General features: G+C 72.0%; 9 protein-coding genes. 6 read left to right on the top strand and 3 right to left on the bottom strand.

All coding sequences use genetic code 11. From position 1 onward, the window contains the following. The first annotated feature begins 310 nt into the window (after window positions 1-310). Window positions 311-973, top strand: coding sequence for a response regulator transcription factor (locus IF37_RS0102690; protein ID WP_030735430.1), 663 nt, complete (start codon window positions 311-313; stop codon window positions 971-973). A 146-nt stretch (window positions 974-1,119) separates the two neighbouring features. Further along, complete coding sequence (locus IF37_RS0102685; protein ID WP_030735428.1) at window positions 1,120-1,740, top strand: ScbR family autoregulator-binding transcription factor; 621 nt, start codon at window positions 1,120-1,122, stop codon at window positions 1,738-1,740. Between the two features lie 22 nt (window positions 1,741-1,762). Here IF37_RS0102685 and IF37_RS38965 read toward each other — a convergent pair whose 3' ends face one another. Further along, on the bottom strand, window positions 1,763-2,407 hold the full coding sequence (locus IF37_RS38965) for a TetR/AcrR family transcriptional regulator (RefSeq protein ID WP_063886350.1): 645 nt from the start codon (window positions 2,405-2,407) through the stop codon (window positions 1,763-1,765). Between the two features lie 675 nt (window positions 2,408-3,082). Between IF37_RS38965 and IF37_RS0102675 the strand changes: the two genes are divergently transcribed. The 3 genes from IF37_RS0102675 to IF37_RS0102670 are packed head-to-tail and all read left to right on the top strand — an operon-like array spanning window position 3,083 to window position 6,552. Beyond that, entirely contained in the window at window positions 3,083-5,776 is a 2,694-nt protein-coding gene (locus IF37_RS0102675; protein WP_173456698.1) for a SpoIIE family protein phosphatase, read from the top strand. A 51-nt stretch (window positions 5,777-5,827) separates the two neighbouring features. Then, window positions 5,828-6,196 (top strand): hypothetical protein, encoded by a 369-nt coding sequence (locus IF37_RS44285; RefSeq protein WP_158727278.1) that lies wholly within the window; start codon window positions 5,828-5,830, stop codon window positions 6,194-6,196. 35 nt (window positions 6,197-6,231) lie between these two features. Continuing rightward, window positions 6,232-6,552: a GYD domain-containing protein gene (locus IF37_RS0102670; RefSeq protein ID WP_030735419.1), complete on the top strand. Its 321-nt coding sequence runs from the start codon at window positions 6,232-6,234 to the stop codon at window positions 6,550-6,552. Between the two features lie 28 nt (window positions 6,553-6,580). On the opposite strand, the gene IF37_RS0102665 is transcribed toward IF37_RS0102670, so the two are convergent. Beyond that, window positions 6,581-7,210, bottom strand: coding sequence for an antibiotic biosynthesis monooxygenase (locus IF37_RS0102665; protein ID WP_030735417.1), 630 nt, complete (start codon window positions 7,208-7,210; stop codon window positions 6,581-6,583). Between the two features lie 273 nt (window positions 7,211-7,483). Here IF37_RS0102665 and IF37_RS40680 point away from each other — a divergent pair, with 273 nt between their 5' ends. Then, window positions 7,484-11,875, top strand: coding sequence for a HEAT repeat domain-containing protein (locus IF37_RS40680; RefSeq protein WP_052844936.1), 4,392 nt, complete (start codon window positions 7,484-7,486; stop codon window positions 11,873-11,875). Between the two features lie 115 nt (window positions 11,876-11,990). Here IF37_RS40680 and acnA read toward each other — a convergent pair whose 3' ends face one another. Further along, window positions 11,991-14,708 carry an aconitate hydratase AcnA gene (gene acnA, locus IF37_RS0102655; protein ID WP_030735412.1) on the bottom strand — a complete coding sequence of 906 codons (2,718 nt, stop codon included), beginning with the start codon at window positions 14,706-14,708 and terminating at the stop codon, window positions 11,991-11,993. Between the last annotated feature and the right edge of the window lie 345 nt (window positions 14,709-15,053).

Genomic DNA, 15,053 nt, shown 5'->3' with positions numbered 1-15,053 from the left:
ACCGCACAGCCACTCCCGTACCCGCGCAGGTTCGCGGGTTCAGGCGCACTTCGAGCCCCTCTCAAGTCACGGAAGGGCAAGCTCCGGCCAAAGCAGGTCTCGTTGACAATCAGACAAGTCTGTTTGGTACCTTCGCAGTCGTGAGCGTTCAGCACAGGATGCTGACGGGGGATGCGTCTCAGGAGGGTCGATGAATCGGCACAGCGTGGATGCCCACACACCCACGGCCCAGCGTCACCACCGGCACCCCTCCCCGGCGTTCCCGCCCCAGCGGGCGAGCCCCGCACCGGGCGGCGAGCCGGAGGGGACCATGAACGTCCTGGTGGTCGAGAGCGACTCGCGCGCCGCCGACACCCTGATGCGGGGACTGGCCAGGCAGGGCTACACGACCCACGGATCGACCACCGGGGCACAGGCGCTGCGGGCCCATCACGAGGCGGACCTGGTCCTGCTCGACCTCGACCTGCCCGACCTGGACGGACTGGAGGTGTGCCGCGGCATCCGGGCCGTCAGCGACACCCCGATCATCGTCGTCACCGGCCGCGACTCCGAACTCGACCGGGTGCTCGGCCTCCAGGCGGGCTCCGACGACTACCTGGTCAAGCCCTACGGCTTCCGTGAACTGCTGGCCCGCATCGAGGCGGTGATGCGCCGGGTGCGGCTGAGGTCGCAGAGCCGGTCCCGGGTCATCACCCACGGACCGCTGCGCATCGACGCCGAGGCGCGGGTCGCCACTCTGGACGGCGAACCGGTGGACCTGACCCGCAAGGAGTTCGACCTGCTCTACCTGCTGGCGTCACAGGCGGGCGCCGTGATCCCCCGGCGCCAGATCATGGCCCAGGTCTGGGACGACGCGTGGTCCCCGCACGGCCGCACCATCGACACGCACGTCAGCACACTGCGCGGCAAGCTCGGCTCCAGCCGGTGGATCACGACCGTCCGGGGAGTCGGCTTCCGGCTCGGGCACCCGTGACCTCCCGCCGGCCGGCCCTCACCACGACCCGTTCCGCCCGGCCCGCCCCCGACCAGGGCGGCCCGGGCGGAACGACTGGCGACTGACGCGTCTGGGCTCGGTAGTGTACAGACAAGTCTGTTGGTTAGGTGTGAGGGATCAGCGAAATGGCCCAGCAGGAACGCGGTAGGAAATCCAGGCGCTCGATCCTGGAAGCCGCAGCCCTCGTCTTCGACGAACGGGGGTACGACGCCGCGAGCACCAACGAGATCCTCGCGCGCACCGGCCTGACCCGCGGCTCGATGTACCACCACTTCCGTTCCAAGGAGGCCATCGCGCTGGCGCTGCTGGACGCGCACGCCGAGGCGCTGGAGGTCACCGAACACCCGGTGAAGGTCCAGTCGGTCATCGACCTGACCCTGGCCTTCGCCAAGCGCCTCCAGCACGACCCGGTGCTGCGCGCCAGCCTGCGCCTGACCATCGAGCAGACGTCCTTCGACTGTCCGCCGCGCACCGCCTACGAGCAGTCCAGCCGGACCATCCTGGAACTGCTGCGCCAAGCCGACGCCCAGGGCGAGATCCTGCCGGGCACCGACGTGCGGGAGGCCACCTCGACCATCGTCGGCTCGTTCACCGGCCTCCAGATCATGTCCCAGGCGTACACCGGACGGGACGACCTGCCCGAGCGGGTCACCGGCTTCTGGCGCTTCCTGCTGCCCGGCCTGGTCATCCCGGGCCTGATCAGCCGTCTGCGCATCACCCCGCCCCCGGCGCCCGCGGCGGGCTGAGCCCGCCCGGTCACACCGCCGGTCACCCCGCGACCCCGCCCGGCGCCCATCCGCTCGCACAGCCGTCCGTGGGCGCCGCGGCCGGTCCGGCCCCGTACCCCGCCGCCGGGCCGCTCTCCGGTACCGGGGAGAACACCGGACGCAGCAGTTCCCACAGCCGCCGTACCGTCCCGGCCTCCCACCAGCCCGGGTCGGCGTACCCCAGCGTCTCGACACCGGCGGTCACCACCATCGCGAGGTCGGCGAGGTCCCGCCGCTCGCACACCGGGCCGGGCGCGCCGGCCACCCGCTCGCGCACCAGCACCAGCAGCTCGTCCCGCAGCCGTGTGGGCTCCGCCGGTCCGTCGGCCGCCAGCCGCATGCCGGCCCGGACGATCTTCTCCTCGCGCAGCGCGCGGCCGAAGAGGTGGAGGAAGCGCTCCAGCCCGTTGCCGTCCGCCGTCGCGAACGCCTCGGCCAGCAGCACCAGGAGCCGCAGTCGCGCCTCTTCGCGCACGGCGGCGGTGAGCGCCCCGATGGACGAGAAGTGGTGGTAGAGCGCGCCCCGGCTCACCCCCGCCCGGCGGCAGATGTTGACCAGGCCCGCGTCGGCCGGGCGGCCGTCCGCGATCAGCTCGGCCGTGGCCTGGACGAGAGCCAGACGGGTCCGCTCGGCTCGTGTCTGCATCAGGCTGCACCTGCTTCCTGCTTCTCCTGCCACCGGGGCCAAAGCATACAAGGTTGCCTGTTTTAGCGAAGCCTCGGCGCGGAAATACCTCGTGTGGATCTTCACGGCACCCGAGGAGCGGGACCATACCGCCAGCAGTGCCCCCGTACACGACCGCGCGAACCAAACCAGCCTGTTTGTTAAACATCCGGCCACGAAGTGGAGTCACCACCACCGGAAACGGCGCCCCACCGATACCACGAGAGGCCGCGTACGCACCGGCAGGCGCGCGCCGGCATCACGCCGGAGGGTTGGTCAAGTGGGTTGACATCGTTGTCCGATGAGGGAGTAGAGTCATCCACACACCCACATGACAACGATGTCGGACGCGTCGGGCCATCCATCTCGATCACGACTCCGGCCCCGGCCCCGGCCGCAGACCACCCCCTCCGGGCAGGCCATCCACCCCCTCACCTGCCCGGCTCGCGGACCCGGTGCCCTAGGCCACCGGGTCCGCCCAGAGCCGCTCAGTCGGCCCGGCGGCGAGGCGCCCCGACGGCGAGGCGTTCCCCGACGAGGACGGCGAGGCGGGCGGCGGCCCGTGAACGCGGGCAGGGGGTCAAGCGGCGAGCGCCCCGCGTCCACCTCGTGGACGGACCATGGCCACCCGGAAAACCCGGGTGCTACAAATGCGACATGTCGGACGCATACGCCCAATTCCTGCGTCTCGCATGGCGGACCGTGATCGGCAAGAGCCCCCGGAGCGTCGCCGGGCAGGTCTTCCTGCTCCAGGTGGCGCTGGTGGTGCTGCTCGTCCTCTGCGCCGTCGTCGCGCTCGTCCTCCAGTCGAAGCGGGACACCACCGCCGAGGCCACGCGCCGGTCGATAGCCGTCGCGCAGACCTTCGCCCACGCCCCGGGCGTGGTCGAGGCGCTGCGGCTCCCCGACCCGTCCCGGGTCCTCCAGCCGCTGACCGAGGCGGGACGCAAGGCCGCGGGCGTCGACTTCATCGTGGTCATGGACACCCACGGCATCCGGTACACGCATCCGGTGGCCGCGCGGATCGGCGAGCGGTTCGTGGGCGCCATCGAGCCGTCGCTGGCCGGCCGGGTGCACACCGAAAGCGTGCGCGGACCGCTGGGCCGGGAGGTGCAGGCGACCGTGCCCGTCGACGACACCCACGGCAAGGTCGTCGGGCTGGTCGCCGCCGGGATGAAGGTCAAGAACGTCACCGGCGCGCTGGCCCGGCAGCTGCCGATCATCTTCGCGGCGGGCGGCTGCGCGCTGCTGCTCTCGACCGGCGGCACGGCCCTGGTGGGCCGACGGCTGCGGCGGCAGACGCACAGCCTGGCGCCGGACGAGATGTCCCGCATGTACCAGCACCACGACACGGTCCTGCACTCGGTGCGCGAGGGCGTGCTCATCATCGCCTCCGACGGCCGGCTCCTGCTCGCCAACGACGAGGCCAGGCGTCTGCTCGCGCTGCCCGCCGACGCGGAGGGCCGCCTGGTGCGGCAGCTGCCGGGACTCGACCCCGGGGTGATGGAGCTGCTCGCCTCCGGACGCGAGGCCGGCGACGAGGTGCACTTCGCCCAGGGCCGGCTGCTGGCGGTCAACCAGCGGCCCACGGACGGGGCGGGAGGCCCCGGCGGCACCGTCGTGACGCTCCGCGACTGCACCGAGCTCCAGGCGCTGTCCGGCAGGGCCGAGGCCGCCGGCGAGCGGCTGGAGCTGCTGTACGACGCGGGCCTGCGCATCGGCACCACCCTGGACGTGGTCCGCACCGCCGACGAGCTGGCGCGGGTCGCCGTACCCCGCTTCGCCGACTTCGTCACCGTCGACCTGGCCGACGCCGTCCTGCACGGGGAGGAACCGGCTCCGACGGCGACGGACATACGGCGCGTCGCCGTGAGCGGCATCCAGGACGACCACCCCCTGTACGAGCGGGGCCGGCTGATCGACTTCCTGCCCTCCACCCCGCAGGCGCGCGCTTTCGACGCCGGGCGCTCGGAACTGGTGACCGACCTGTCGGCGGACGAGGACTTCCACTCACAGGACCCCGAGCGGGCCCGGCGCATCCTGGACTACGGCATCCACTCGCTGATCACCGTGCCGATCCGGGCGCGCGGTGTCGTACTGGGCCTGGCCGACTTCTGGCGGGCCAAGCAGGAACCGTTCGACGAGGAGGAGCTGTCCCTGGCGGAGGAGCTGGTGGCCCGTGCCGCCGTCAGCATCGACAACGCCCGCCGCTACACCCGCGAGCACGCCCTAGCGGTCACCCTCCAGCGCAGTCTGCTGCCGCGGGCGCTGCCCGAGCAGAACGCGCTCGACGTCGGCTACCGCTACCTGCCGGCGCAGTCGGGGGTGAGCGGGGACTGGTTCGACGTCATCCCGCTGCCGGGCGGCCGGGTGGCGCTGGTCGTCGGGGACGTGGTGGGACACGGACTGCACGCCGCCGCGACGATGGGCCGGCTGCGGACCGCCGTGCACAACTTCTCCACGCTGGACCTGCCGCCCGACGAGCTGCTCCAGCACCTGGACGACCTGGTCGGCCGCATCGACCTGGACGAGGAGTGTCCGGAGCGGGCCGGGGAGATCGTGGGCGCCACCTGTCTGTACGCGATCTACGACCCGGTGTCGCGCCGCTGTGTCATGGCCCGGGCCGGGCATCCGGCGCCCGCGCTGGTCCGTCCCGACGGCGAGGTCGCCTTCGCCGACCTGCCGGCCGGCCCCCTGCTGGGCCTGGGCGGTCTGCCGTTCCGGACGGCCGAGCTGGAGCTGGCCGAGGGCAGCCAGCTCGTGCTGTACACCGACGGGCTGATCGAGGACCGCAGACGGGACCTGGACGAGGGTCTGGAACTGCTGCGCCGGGCGCTGGCGGGGCACCCCGGCCGGTCGCCGGAGGAGAGCTGCCGGGCGGTGCTGGAGCGGCTGCTGCCCGAACGCCCCTGCGACGACGTCGCCCTGCTCGTCGCGCGCACCCGGGCGCTGCCGGCCGACCGGTTCGCCGACTGGGACGTTCCGCGCGATCCGGCCGCCGTGTCGGGGATGCGCGGAGCGGTCTGCGCCAAGCTGGCCGAGTGGGGCCTGGACGAGCTGGGCTTCGGCATGGAACTCGTGCTGAGCGAGCTGATCACGAACGCCATCCGGTACGGCTCCGACCCCGTCCGCGTACGCCTGATCCACGACCGCACGCTGATCTGCGAGGTGGCCGACGGCAGCTCCACCTCACCGCACCTGCGGTACGCCGCCACGACCGACGAGGGCGGCCGGGGCCTGTTCCTGGTCTCGCAGCTGGCCGAACGCTGGGGCACCCGGTACACCCCGCAGGGCAAGGTGATCTGGGCGGAGCTGGCGGTACCGGCCCCGAGCGGACCGCCGGCCGGCTGAGCTTGTCGCCCGACGTCGCCAAGATTGAGGGCCAGGTATGTGGAAAGCCTGATGACCGTCACACCGCGCTCCGCTCACCTGCTCGGCTGTGTGGTGGCTGCCGCCTTGGCCACGGCGGGTTGCGAGGCGAGCCATCAGGACACCGCATCGGCAAGCCCCCCTTCCGGGGGTGCGGCTGCGTCGCCCGCTGCGTCGACGGCCGGTGGAGCACCCGATCGGCACGCCCCTTCGACCGCCGGGGCGCCGAAGATCGACTCGGTCGGCATCCACCCCGTGACCAGCGGAGCCGCCGTCAAAGGCAGTCGGCACAAGACCACGTCGAACCGGTGGAACGACAAGCCGGGCGGCGCGGTGCGGCTGCCAACGAGTGAATTCCGCCGCGTGTCGGGGCGCGACGGGGCCGGCGCGGGAAGTGCCTGAACGTACCGGACACGTCACGGGCAGGGAGCACCCCGATGCCGAAGTTCCTCATCCAGGCCACCTACACGCACGAGGGCACCAAGGGGCTGCTGAAGGAGGGCGCGAGCAGCCGCCGCGCCGCCGTCGAGCAGCTCGTGGCCGGGCTCGGCGGAACGGTCGAGGCGATGTACTTCGCCTTCGGGGAGGACGACCTGGTCTGCATCATCGACTTCCCGGACCCGGTCTCCATGGCCGCGGTCAGCCTCAGCGTCAAGGCCAGCGGCGCACTCCGCACCCGGGCCACTCCCCTGCTCACCCTCGACGAGATCGACGAGGCCACCCGGCGCCGGGTCACCTTCCGGCCACCCGGCGCGTGACGGACCGGCGGACTCCCCCGCGGCACGCTCAGAACGCGGCGACGACCCGGAAGAGCGCGGGGCAGGCGGTGGCGAAGTCGGGGAAGGCGGGCAGGCCCCCTTGAAAGCGGGGGTCGTCGTCCGCCGCGCGCCATGCGTCGAGGCTGTCCCAGTGCGCGATGCCGACCAGCTGGAAGCGAGTGTCCGGGGCCACCGCACGGTGCAGCCGGTGGTCCCGGAAACCGGGCGCCTTGCTCATCGGCTCCGCGCGGCCGAGCCAGTGCGGCAGGAACTCGTCCATCCGCTCGGCGGGCAGCTCGAAGGCGTTGACGAAGGTGATGCCCGGCCCTTCGTCCGGACCGTCTCCCCCGGCGCGGAGTTCGGCCGCCACCTCGTACCATCCGCCGTGCACGGTGGCATAGCCGGCCGCGGTGGCCGCCGACGCGGTGAAGCCGGGATGCGCCAGAGCCTCGTCCCGGGCTTGGACGCTGTCCCAGTGCGCCACGTTGACCAGGCCGAGCCGGGACTCCGGGAACAGTCTGCGGTGCAGCCGCGCGTCCCGGAAACCGGGGGCGGTGTGGATGAGCCCGACGCGCTCCCGCCAGCGTGCGATGGACTCGTCGATCCGGTCCTCGGGCAGTTCCCAAGCGTCGATCAGGGTGATTCCGTTGTCAGTCATCGCACCATCGTGAAACCTCGACCAGGCTTCAGGTCAAGGGAGTTGGGACACGCTGCCCCGGGGGGAGTGCCGTCGCGGCGGCGGACCGGGCGGGGTGCGCGTCGGCCGCCGGGCATCACCCCGGCCGGGTGTGTGTCGGCGGCCGGGCCTCACCTCGACCGGGTGCGCGGCAGCGGCCGCGCGGAGCGTGGTGATCTCGTTCTCACGGGCTTTCGCGCGTGGTAGCTTGGCTGGCATTCGTCAGGGGTGGCGTGGAGCGGACGCGGGGGACGGATGAGCGGTTCGCCGTACAGCGCGATGCGCGCCAGGCTGGTGAGCAGAACCGTCGAGCACTACCTCCGCCCCACTTTCCGGGTCCGCAATTCCGCGGACGATTCCGGGGAGCGCCTTCGTTTCGACACGCTGCTCGACCAGTTGCCGAGGCACCGGTCCCAGCCCGAACCCAGGCCCAAGACCTGGCTGATGACCGGCGGGGCGGGCAGTGGCAAGAGCACCGCCGTCCTCCAGTACGCGATCGCCCTGCTGGACCGCGAGACCCCCTGTGCCGTCATCGACAACCGCACGATCAGGAAGTGGAACGTACGCGGCTCGACGGTCAAGGAATTCGCCAAGCGATTACGTCCGGCGGGCGTCGACGAGAAGTTGTGGAAAGCGCACGTCAAGAAGAGCCGCGTGGTCTTCCTGGTCGACGCGTTGAACGAATTGGAGCGCGAGTTCGAGGGTGAACCCGAGTGGCAGTTCATCTGGGAACTGGCGGCGGGTTCGCACGACTTCACGGTGCTGGCGACGTCCCGCAGGGAGATCGACGATCTGGACGTGACCGCCCTGCGCGATGTCGAGACGATCTCCATAGAGCCGCTGGGCGAGCAGGACATCGAGACCTATCTGGGGATGCGCGACGGGTCGGCGACCGAGGCGCTGGCCGAGATCAGGTCGGGCGACATGCTGGGCGTGGCGTCCAACCCGTTCATGCTGTCGCTGCTGACCGACTGGCTGCTCGGCACGCGGTCCGTCAAGGACCGGGAGATCCCGCGCAGCCGCGCGGACCTGCTGCGGCAGACCGTGGTCCGGCCCAACAGCGAGGGCAGGTTCGGCAAGGCGGAGAAGGACGCGGCGAAGCGCGGGCTCGGTATGGAGGCGGCCCTGTGCGCGGCGGCGCTGGCCGCGATGACCGGCAAGGGCAGCGCGGACTTCCTCGCCCGGGACGTGGAGGCCCTGCTCGGCCGGGTGTGGGACGACGGGGACCGGATCGCCCACACGGTGAAGGCGTTCCTGGACACCCAGATGGTGGAGCCGGCCGGCGACGCGGACGACGGCCGGTACAGCCTCATCCACCCGGCCTTCGTCGACTTCGGCCTGGCCCTCGCCTGGCACAACACCCCTCCGCCGCCCGTCATGCTGGACCCCGTCCACCTCGACCAGTGCCTCGGCGACTGGGTCGGTCTGCAACCCGACCCGGACGGTGCCGTGGACGCCCTGCTCGCCCAGGACGCCAAGCCGCTGCCGCCCGAACTGGTGGCGGACGTCCTCCTGGCCAACCGGGCCGTGCTGGGTGACGAGGCGCGCGGGAAGCTGTGGCGGCACCTCGGCCGCTGCTTCCACCAGGGGCGCCAGACGCGCGACCGGCTGGCGGGGGCGCTGGCGAGCCTGCCGCCGACCGTGCTGCGCGACGGGCTGCAACGCGGTCTGCTGCGGGCGGTCAACTCCCGGGACCCGGAGTTCGCGGACGACATCTTCGCCGGGCTGTGGAACGGGTCGCTGGACGCCCAGACGCTCCAGCGCCTGCGCCGCACCCACCAGCGGAACAAGAAGGAGCCGGCGCCCAGGACACGGGATCGCGACGAGGCCCTCGCGGCGAAGCGGCGGGGGTCGCTGCGCGAGCAGACCGATCCGCTCGCGCGCCGCCGCAGCGCCAACTGGCTGGGCGCCAACGGCGGTGAGCGGGACGTCGACGACCTGCGGGCGGCGATGCTGGACGACCCGGACGCCACGGTCCGCGGCGCCTCCGCCACCGCGCTCGGGCGGATCGGCTCGTTGCGCGCCGTCCCCGCCCTCCTGGAGGCCACCGCCGGCGAGCGGGACCCCGGTGTCCGGGGAGCGGCGGCCACCGCGCTCGGCAGCATCGGCCACCTCCAGGCGGTCCCCGCGCTCACCGCCGCGCTCACCGACACCGGTGCCGAGGCCAGCGTCCGGGGCGCCGCCGCCACCGCGCTCGGCAGCATCGGCCACCTCCAGGCGGTCCCCGCGCTCACCGCCGCGCTGACCGACACCGGGGCCGGGGCCAGGGCCGGGGCCGGGGCCGGCACCGAGGCCAGTGTCCGGGGAGCGGCGGCCACCGCTCTCGGTCGTATCGGCCATCTCCAGGCGGTTCCCGCCCTCATCACGGCGCTCGGCGACACCGACGCCATAGTCCGGGGGTCGGCCGCGAACGCCCTCGGCCGCATCGGCCACCCCCAGGCGGTCGCCGCGCTCACCGCCGCGCTCGGCGACACCGACGCCATAGTCCGGGGGTCGGCCGCCACCGCCCTCGGCCGCATCGGCCACCCCCAGGCGGTCCCCGCCCTCACCGCCGCGCTCGGCGACCACGAGGCCAGCGTCCGCGGCTCCGCAGCCACCGGCCTGGGCAGCATCGGCCACCCCCAGGCGGTTCCCGCCCTCACCACCGCGCTCGGCGACCACGAGGCCAGCGTCCGCGGCTCCGCAGCCAACGCCCTCGGCCGCATCGGCGACCCCCGCGCCCTCGACGCGCTCACCGCCGCCCTCGCCGAGGACACCGACAGCCGGGCCAGGGGATCGACGGCCGAGGCCCTCGGCCGTATCGGCCACCCCCGGGCCGTTCCCGCCCTGGCCGCCGCGCTCACCGGCGACCCCGACAGCTACGCGAGGACGTCCGCGGCCAACGCGCTCGGCCGCATCGGCGACCCCGGCGCCCTGGACGCGCTCTCCGTCGCCCTCGCCACCGACGACGACACCCACACCCGGGGGGCGGCCGCCAACGCGCTGGGACGCGTCAACGCCCCCGGCGCCCTGGCCCCGCTGATCGACGCCCTCCTGCACGACCGCGACGACAAGGTGCGCGGCTCGGCCGCCAACGCCTTCGGGCACCTGGGCGACACGGCGGCGGCGGAGGTCCTGCGGGCCACCATCGGCAACCCCGAGGAGACCTATCTGACCCGGCGCGCCGCGGTGGCCTCGCTCACCCACCTGGACACCGGTGACGAGGAGTGGATCACCAAGGTCGCGGACCGGCTGAAGTTCACCGCCCGCGACCGGCACGGGCACGCGCTGCGCGGGGCGATCGTCGACCTGGTGGCCCGCCGGGAGATCACCCCGCGGACGAAGGACTGGCTGGTCGGCGTGATCCGCGGGGACAAGGACCCGTGGAACCGTACGACGGCCCTGGAAGGGCTGGCCCGGGCCGGTCAGGCGGACGTGGACCTGATCAAGTTCATCATCGCGCCCGAGCACCCCCGGCCCGACAGGCGGCCCCGGGACAGCGACTCGGGTGTCCTGGGCGTCGCCGCGGCGGCCGTGGTGCGCGCCGCGGCCGACCGCCCCGCCTACACCGATTCCCTGCTCCCCAGCGTCGTCCGCCTGCTCGTGCAGAAGGACACGCACTGGGCGACGGTCATCCCGCCGCTCACCCAGCTGCGGCTGCTCCCCCTCGACGTCGCGGACCGGGTCTTCGCCGGCATCGTGCGGCTGATGGGCGGCAAGGCACCGGAGAACCCGCACCTGGAGGCGGCACTGGCCGCCGAGCGGGAGTCCCTGGCCGAGCGCAGGCGGGTACGGGACGACGTCGAATCGTTCAGCAGACACCCCGAGGCGGTGCTCGCCGGGTTCCGCGAACAACGGAAGTCGAGGTTCGAAGTGACCGCACCGATCAGCGGCGACGAGTACCACGTCGCCCTGCTCACCGCCGTGCCCGTGGAGACCAGGGCACTCCTCACCGTGCTGGCCGAGCGCGGCACCGCCACCACCGAGGTGCAGCTCGACGGGCGGTACTACGACGTCTTCGAGCTGGTCTCTGCGGACCGGCCCCCGGTCCGCGTGGTCACCACGCAGGCCACCGACCAGGGCGGCCAGTCGGCGGCGGCGGTGACCCGCGACCTGCTGTCCGCGTTCCGGCCGGACCTGGTGTTCCTGGTCGGCGTGTGCGGCGGCTTCGCCGAGCACGGGGTGTCGCCGGGCGACGTCCTGCTGGCCCGGGAGGTGTTCGACTACGGCCCGGAGAAGGTGCGGCCGGAGGGCGGGGGCCTGAGGCCGCAGGTCTACCGGACGGACGAGCAGGTGCTGCGGCTCGCCACCCGGCTCGACACCCAGGGCAGGCTGGACGCGTCGCTGGCCGGCCATGAGCTGCTGGTCAAGGACTTCGCGAGCGGCGAGAAGGTGATCGCCTGGCGGGACTCCGCGCTGCGCGCCCGGCTGCTGGAGCAGTCCGCCGACATCGGCGGGGTGGAGACCGAGGCGCACGGGGTGCTGCACGCGATCTGGGAGACGTTCAAGGCGAAGGGATTCGTCGGCGGGGCGATGCTCAAGTGCGTCAGCGACCTCGGTGACGAGGAGATGGCCGTCGACAAGAAGGCCCGGCAGACCGAGGCCGCGCGGCGGGCGGCGCGGGTGGCGCTGGACGTGGCGGCGGCGTTCCGCCGCGCGGACGCGTGACCGCTTCCGTTCGACGTCCCCGGGGCACGGTGCTCGGCGGTGCTCGAAGGGTACGGCGAAGGGCCGTACCCCCGGTGCCCCGGGGATACGGCCCTCGACCGGCCGCCGTCGCCGCTTACTTGCGGATCAGGCTGCGCAGCACGTACTGCATGATGCCGCCGTTGCGGTAGTAGTCGGCCTCACCGGGAGTGTCGATGCGGACGACCGCGTCGAACTCGACGCCGGTGTCGGTGGTGACCTTGACCGTGCGCGGCGTGGTGCCGTTGTTCAGCTCGGTCACGCCGGAGAAGGAGAAGGTCTCCTCACCGGTCAGGCCGAGGGACGCGGCGGACTGGCCCTCCGGGAACTGGAGCGGCAGGACGCCCATGCCGATGAGGTTGGAGCGGTGGATGCGCTCGTACGACTCGGCGATGACGGCCTTGACGCCGAGGAGCGCGGTGCCCTTGGCCGCCCAGTCGCGGGACGAGCCGGAGCCGTACTCCTTGCCGGCCAGGACGACCAGCGGGATGCCGGCGGCCTGGTAGTTCTGCGAGGCGTCGTAGATGAAGGAGACCGGGGCGCCGTCCTGCGTGAAGTCGCGGGTGTAGCCGCCCTCGGTGCCCGGCGCGATCTGGTTGCGCAGGCGGATGTTGGCGAACGTACCGCGGATCATGACCTCGTGGTTGCCGCGGCGGGAGCCGTAGCTGTTGAAGTCGCGGCGCTCGACGCCGTGCTCCGTGAGGTACTTGCCGGCCGGGGTGTCGGCCTTGATGGCACCGGCCGGGGAGATGTGGTCGGTGGTGACCGAGTCGCCCAGCTTGGCGAGGACGCGGGCGCCGGCGATGTCGGTGACCGGGGCCGGCTCCATCTCCATGCCCTCGAAGTACGGGGGCTTGCGGACGTAGGTGGACTCGGTGTCCCACTCGAAGGTGTTGCCGGTCGGCACCGGGAGCGACTGCCACTGGGCGTCGCCCGCGAAGACGTCCTGGTACGACTTGGAGAACATGTCCTCGCCGATGGCGCTGGCGACGACCTCGTTCACCTCGGCCTCGGAGGGCCAGATGTCCTTCAGGTGGACCGGGTTGCCGTCCTGGTCGGTGCCCAGGGCGTCACGGGTGATGTCCACCTTCATGGAGCCCGCGATGGCGTAGGCGACGACCAGCGGCGGGGACGCCAGGTAGTTCATCTTGACGTCGGGGTTGATCCGGCCCTCGAAGTTCCGGTTGCCGGAGAGGACCGAGGTGACCGCGAGGTCGTGGTCGTTGACGGCCTTGGAGACCTCCTCCGGCAGCGGGCCGGAGTTGCCGATGCAGGTGGTGCAGCCGTAGCCGACGAGGTTGAAGCCCAGCTTGTCCAGGTACGGGGTGAGGCCGGCCTTCTCGAAGTAGTCGGTGACGACCTTCGAACCCGGGGCGAGGGTGGACTTGACCCACGGCTTGCGGGTCAGGCCCTTCTCGACCGCCTTCTTGGCGACCAGGGCGGCGCCGATCATGACGTACGGGTTGGAGGTGTTGGTGCAGGAGGTGATGGCCGCGACCGTCACCGCACCGTGGTCCAGCTCGTACGTCGTGCCGTCGGGGGCGGTCACGGGGACCGGGTTGGACGGGACGCCGTTCGGGGAGACGGCCGGGGCGTCGGAGGCCGGGAAGGACTCCTGGCCCGCCTCGTCCACGTCGTCCACGTAGTTGCGGACGTCCTGCTTGAACTGCTCGGCGGCGTTGGCGAGGACGATGCGGTCCTGCGGGCGCTTCGGGCCGGCGATGGACGGGACGACCGTGGAGAGGTCCAGCTCCAGCTTCTCGGAGAAGTCGGGCTCGGCGGCCGGGTCCAGCCACAGGCCCTGCTGCTTGGCGTACGCCTCGACCAGGGCGACCTGCTGCGCGGAACGGCCGGTCAGGCGCAGGTAGTTCAGGGTCTCGTCGTCGATCGGGAAGATCGCGGCGGTGGAGCCGAACTCCGGCGACATGTTGCCGATGGTGGCGCGGTTGGCGAGCGAGGTGGCGGCGACGCCCTCGCCGTAGAACTCGACGAACTTGCCGACCACACCGTGCTTGCGGAGCATCTCGGTGATGGTGAGCACGAGGTCGGTGGCGGTGGTGCCGGGCTGGAGCTCACCGGTGAGCTTGAAGCCGACGACGCGCGGGATGAGCATGGAGACCGGCTGGCCGAGCATGGCGGCCTCGGCCTCGATGCCGCCGACGCCCCAGCCGAGGACGCCGAGGCCGTTGACCATGGTGGTGTGCGAGTCGGTGCCGACCAGGGTGTCCGGGTAGGCCTTGCCGTCGCGGACCATGACGACACGGGCCAGGTGCTCGATGTTCACCTGGTGGACGATGCCGGTGCCGGGCGGTACGACCTTGAACTCGTCGAAGGCGGTCTGGCCCCAGCGCAGGAACTGGTAGCGCTCCTTGTTTCGGCCGTACTCCAGCTCGACGTTCTGCTTGAAGGCGTCGTTGGTGCCGAACTTGTCGGCGATGACGGAGTGGTCGATGACCAGCTCGGCCGGTGCCAGCGGGTTGATCTTGGCGGGGTCGCCGCCCAGCTCCTTCACGGCCTCACGCATCGTGGCGAGGTCCACGACACAGGGGACGCCGGTGAAGTCCTGCATGATCACGCGGGCCGGCGTGAACTGGATCTCCTGGGAGGGCTGGGCCTGGGAGTCCCAGCCGCCGAGGGCGCGGATGTGGTCGGCGGTGATGTTCGCGCCGTCCTCCGTGCGGAGCAGATTCTCCAGCAGGACCTTGAGGCTGTACGGCAGCCGGGCCGAGCCCTCCACCTTGTCCAGCCGGAAGATCTCGTACGACTCGTCGCCCACCTGCAACGTGCTGCGGGCGTCGAAGCTGTTCGCCGACACGACAGTCTCCTTCATTGATGTGCGCGTACCACCGTCAATCGTGCCGCCCCACCGACTTGGCCGGACCAGTGAGGTCAGGCTAAGTTAGGCATGCCTTACCGGTGCGGCGACCACGGTGCGCCTCGGCAGATATCTCGATGTCGAGATAACAGTAGTACATGGGCGTCGAATGGTCATGCCCGACCCGGCCCACAACGGACATCGCCCCCTCCCCCGCGGACTCGCCGACTCGCCGCCCCATGGACTCGCGGACTCGCGGACTCAGGACTCACGGACTCACGGACTCACGGACTCGCGGACTCACGGACGGATCGCGCCCCCCTGCCCGAAATCTCCGACATCAAA

The sequence above is a fragment of the Streptomyces sp. NRRL S-31 genome (genome assembly GCF_000718775.1).
Taxonomy (GTDB): Bacteria; Actinomycetota; Actinomycetes; order Streptomycetales; family Streptomycetaceae; genus Streptomyces.
The sequence above is the reverse complement of the archived record's forward strand: the minus strand, read 5'-3'. Positions and strand labels throughout refer to the sequence as shown.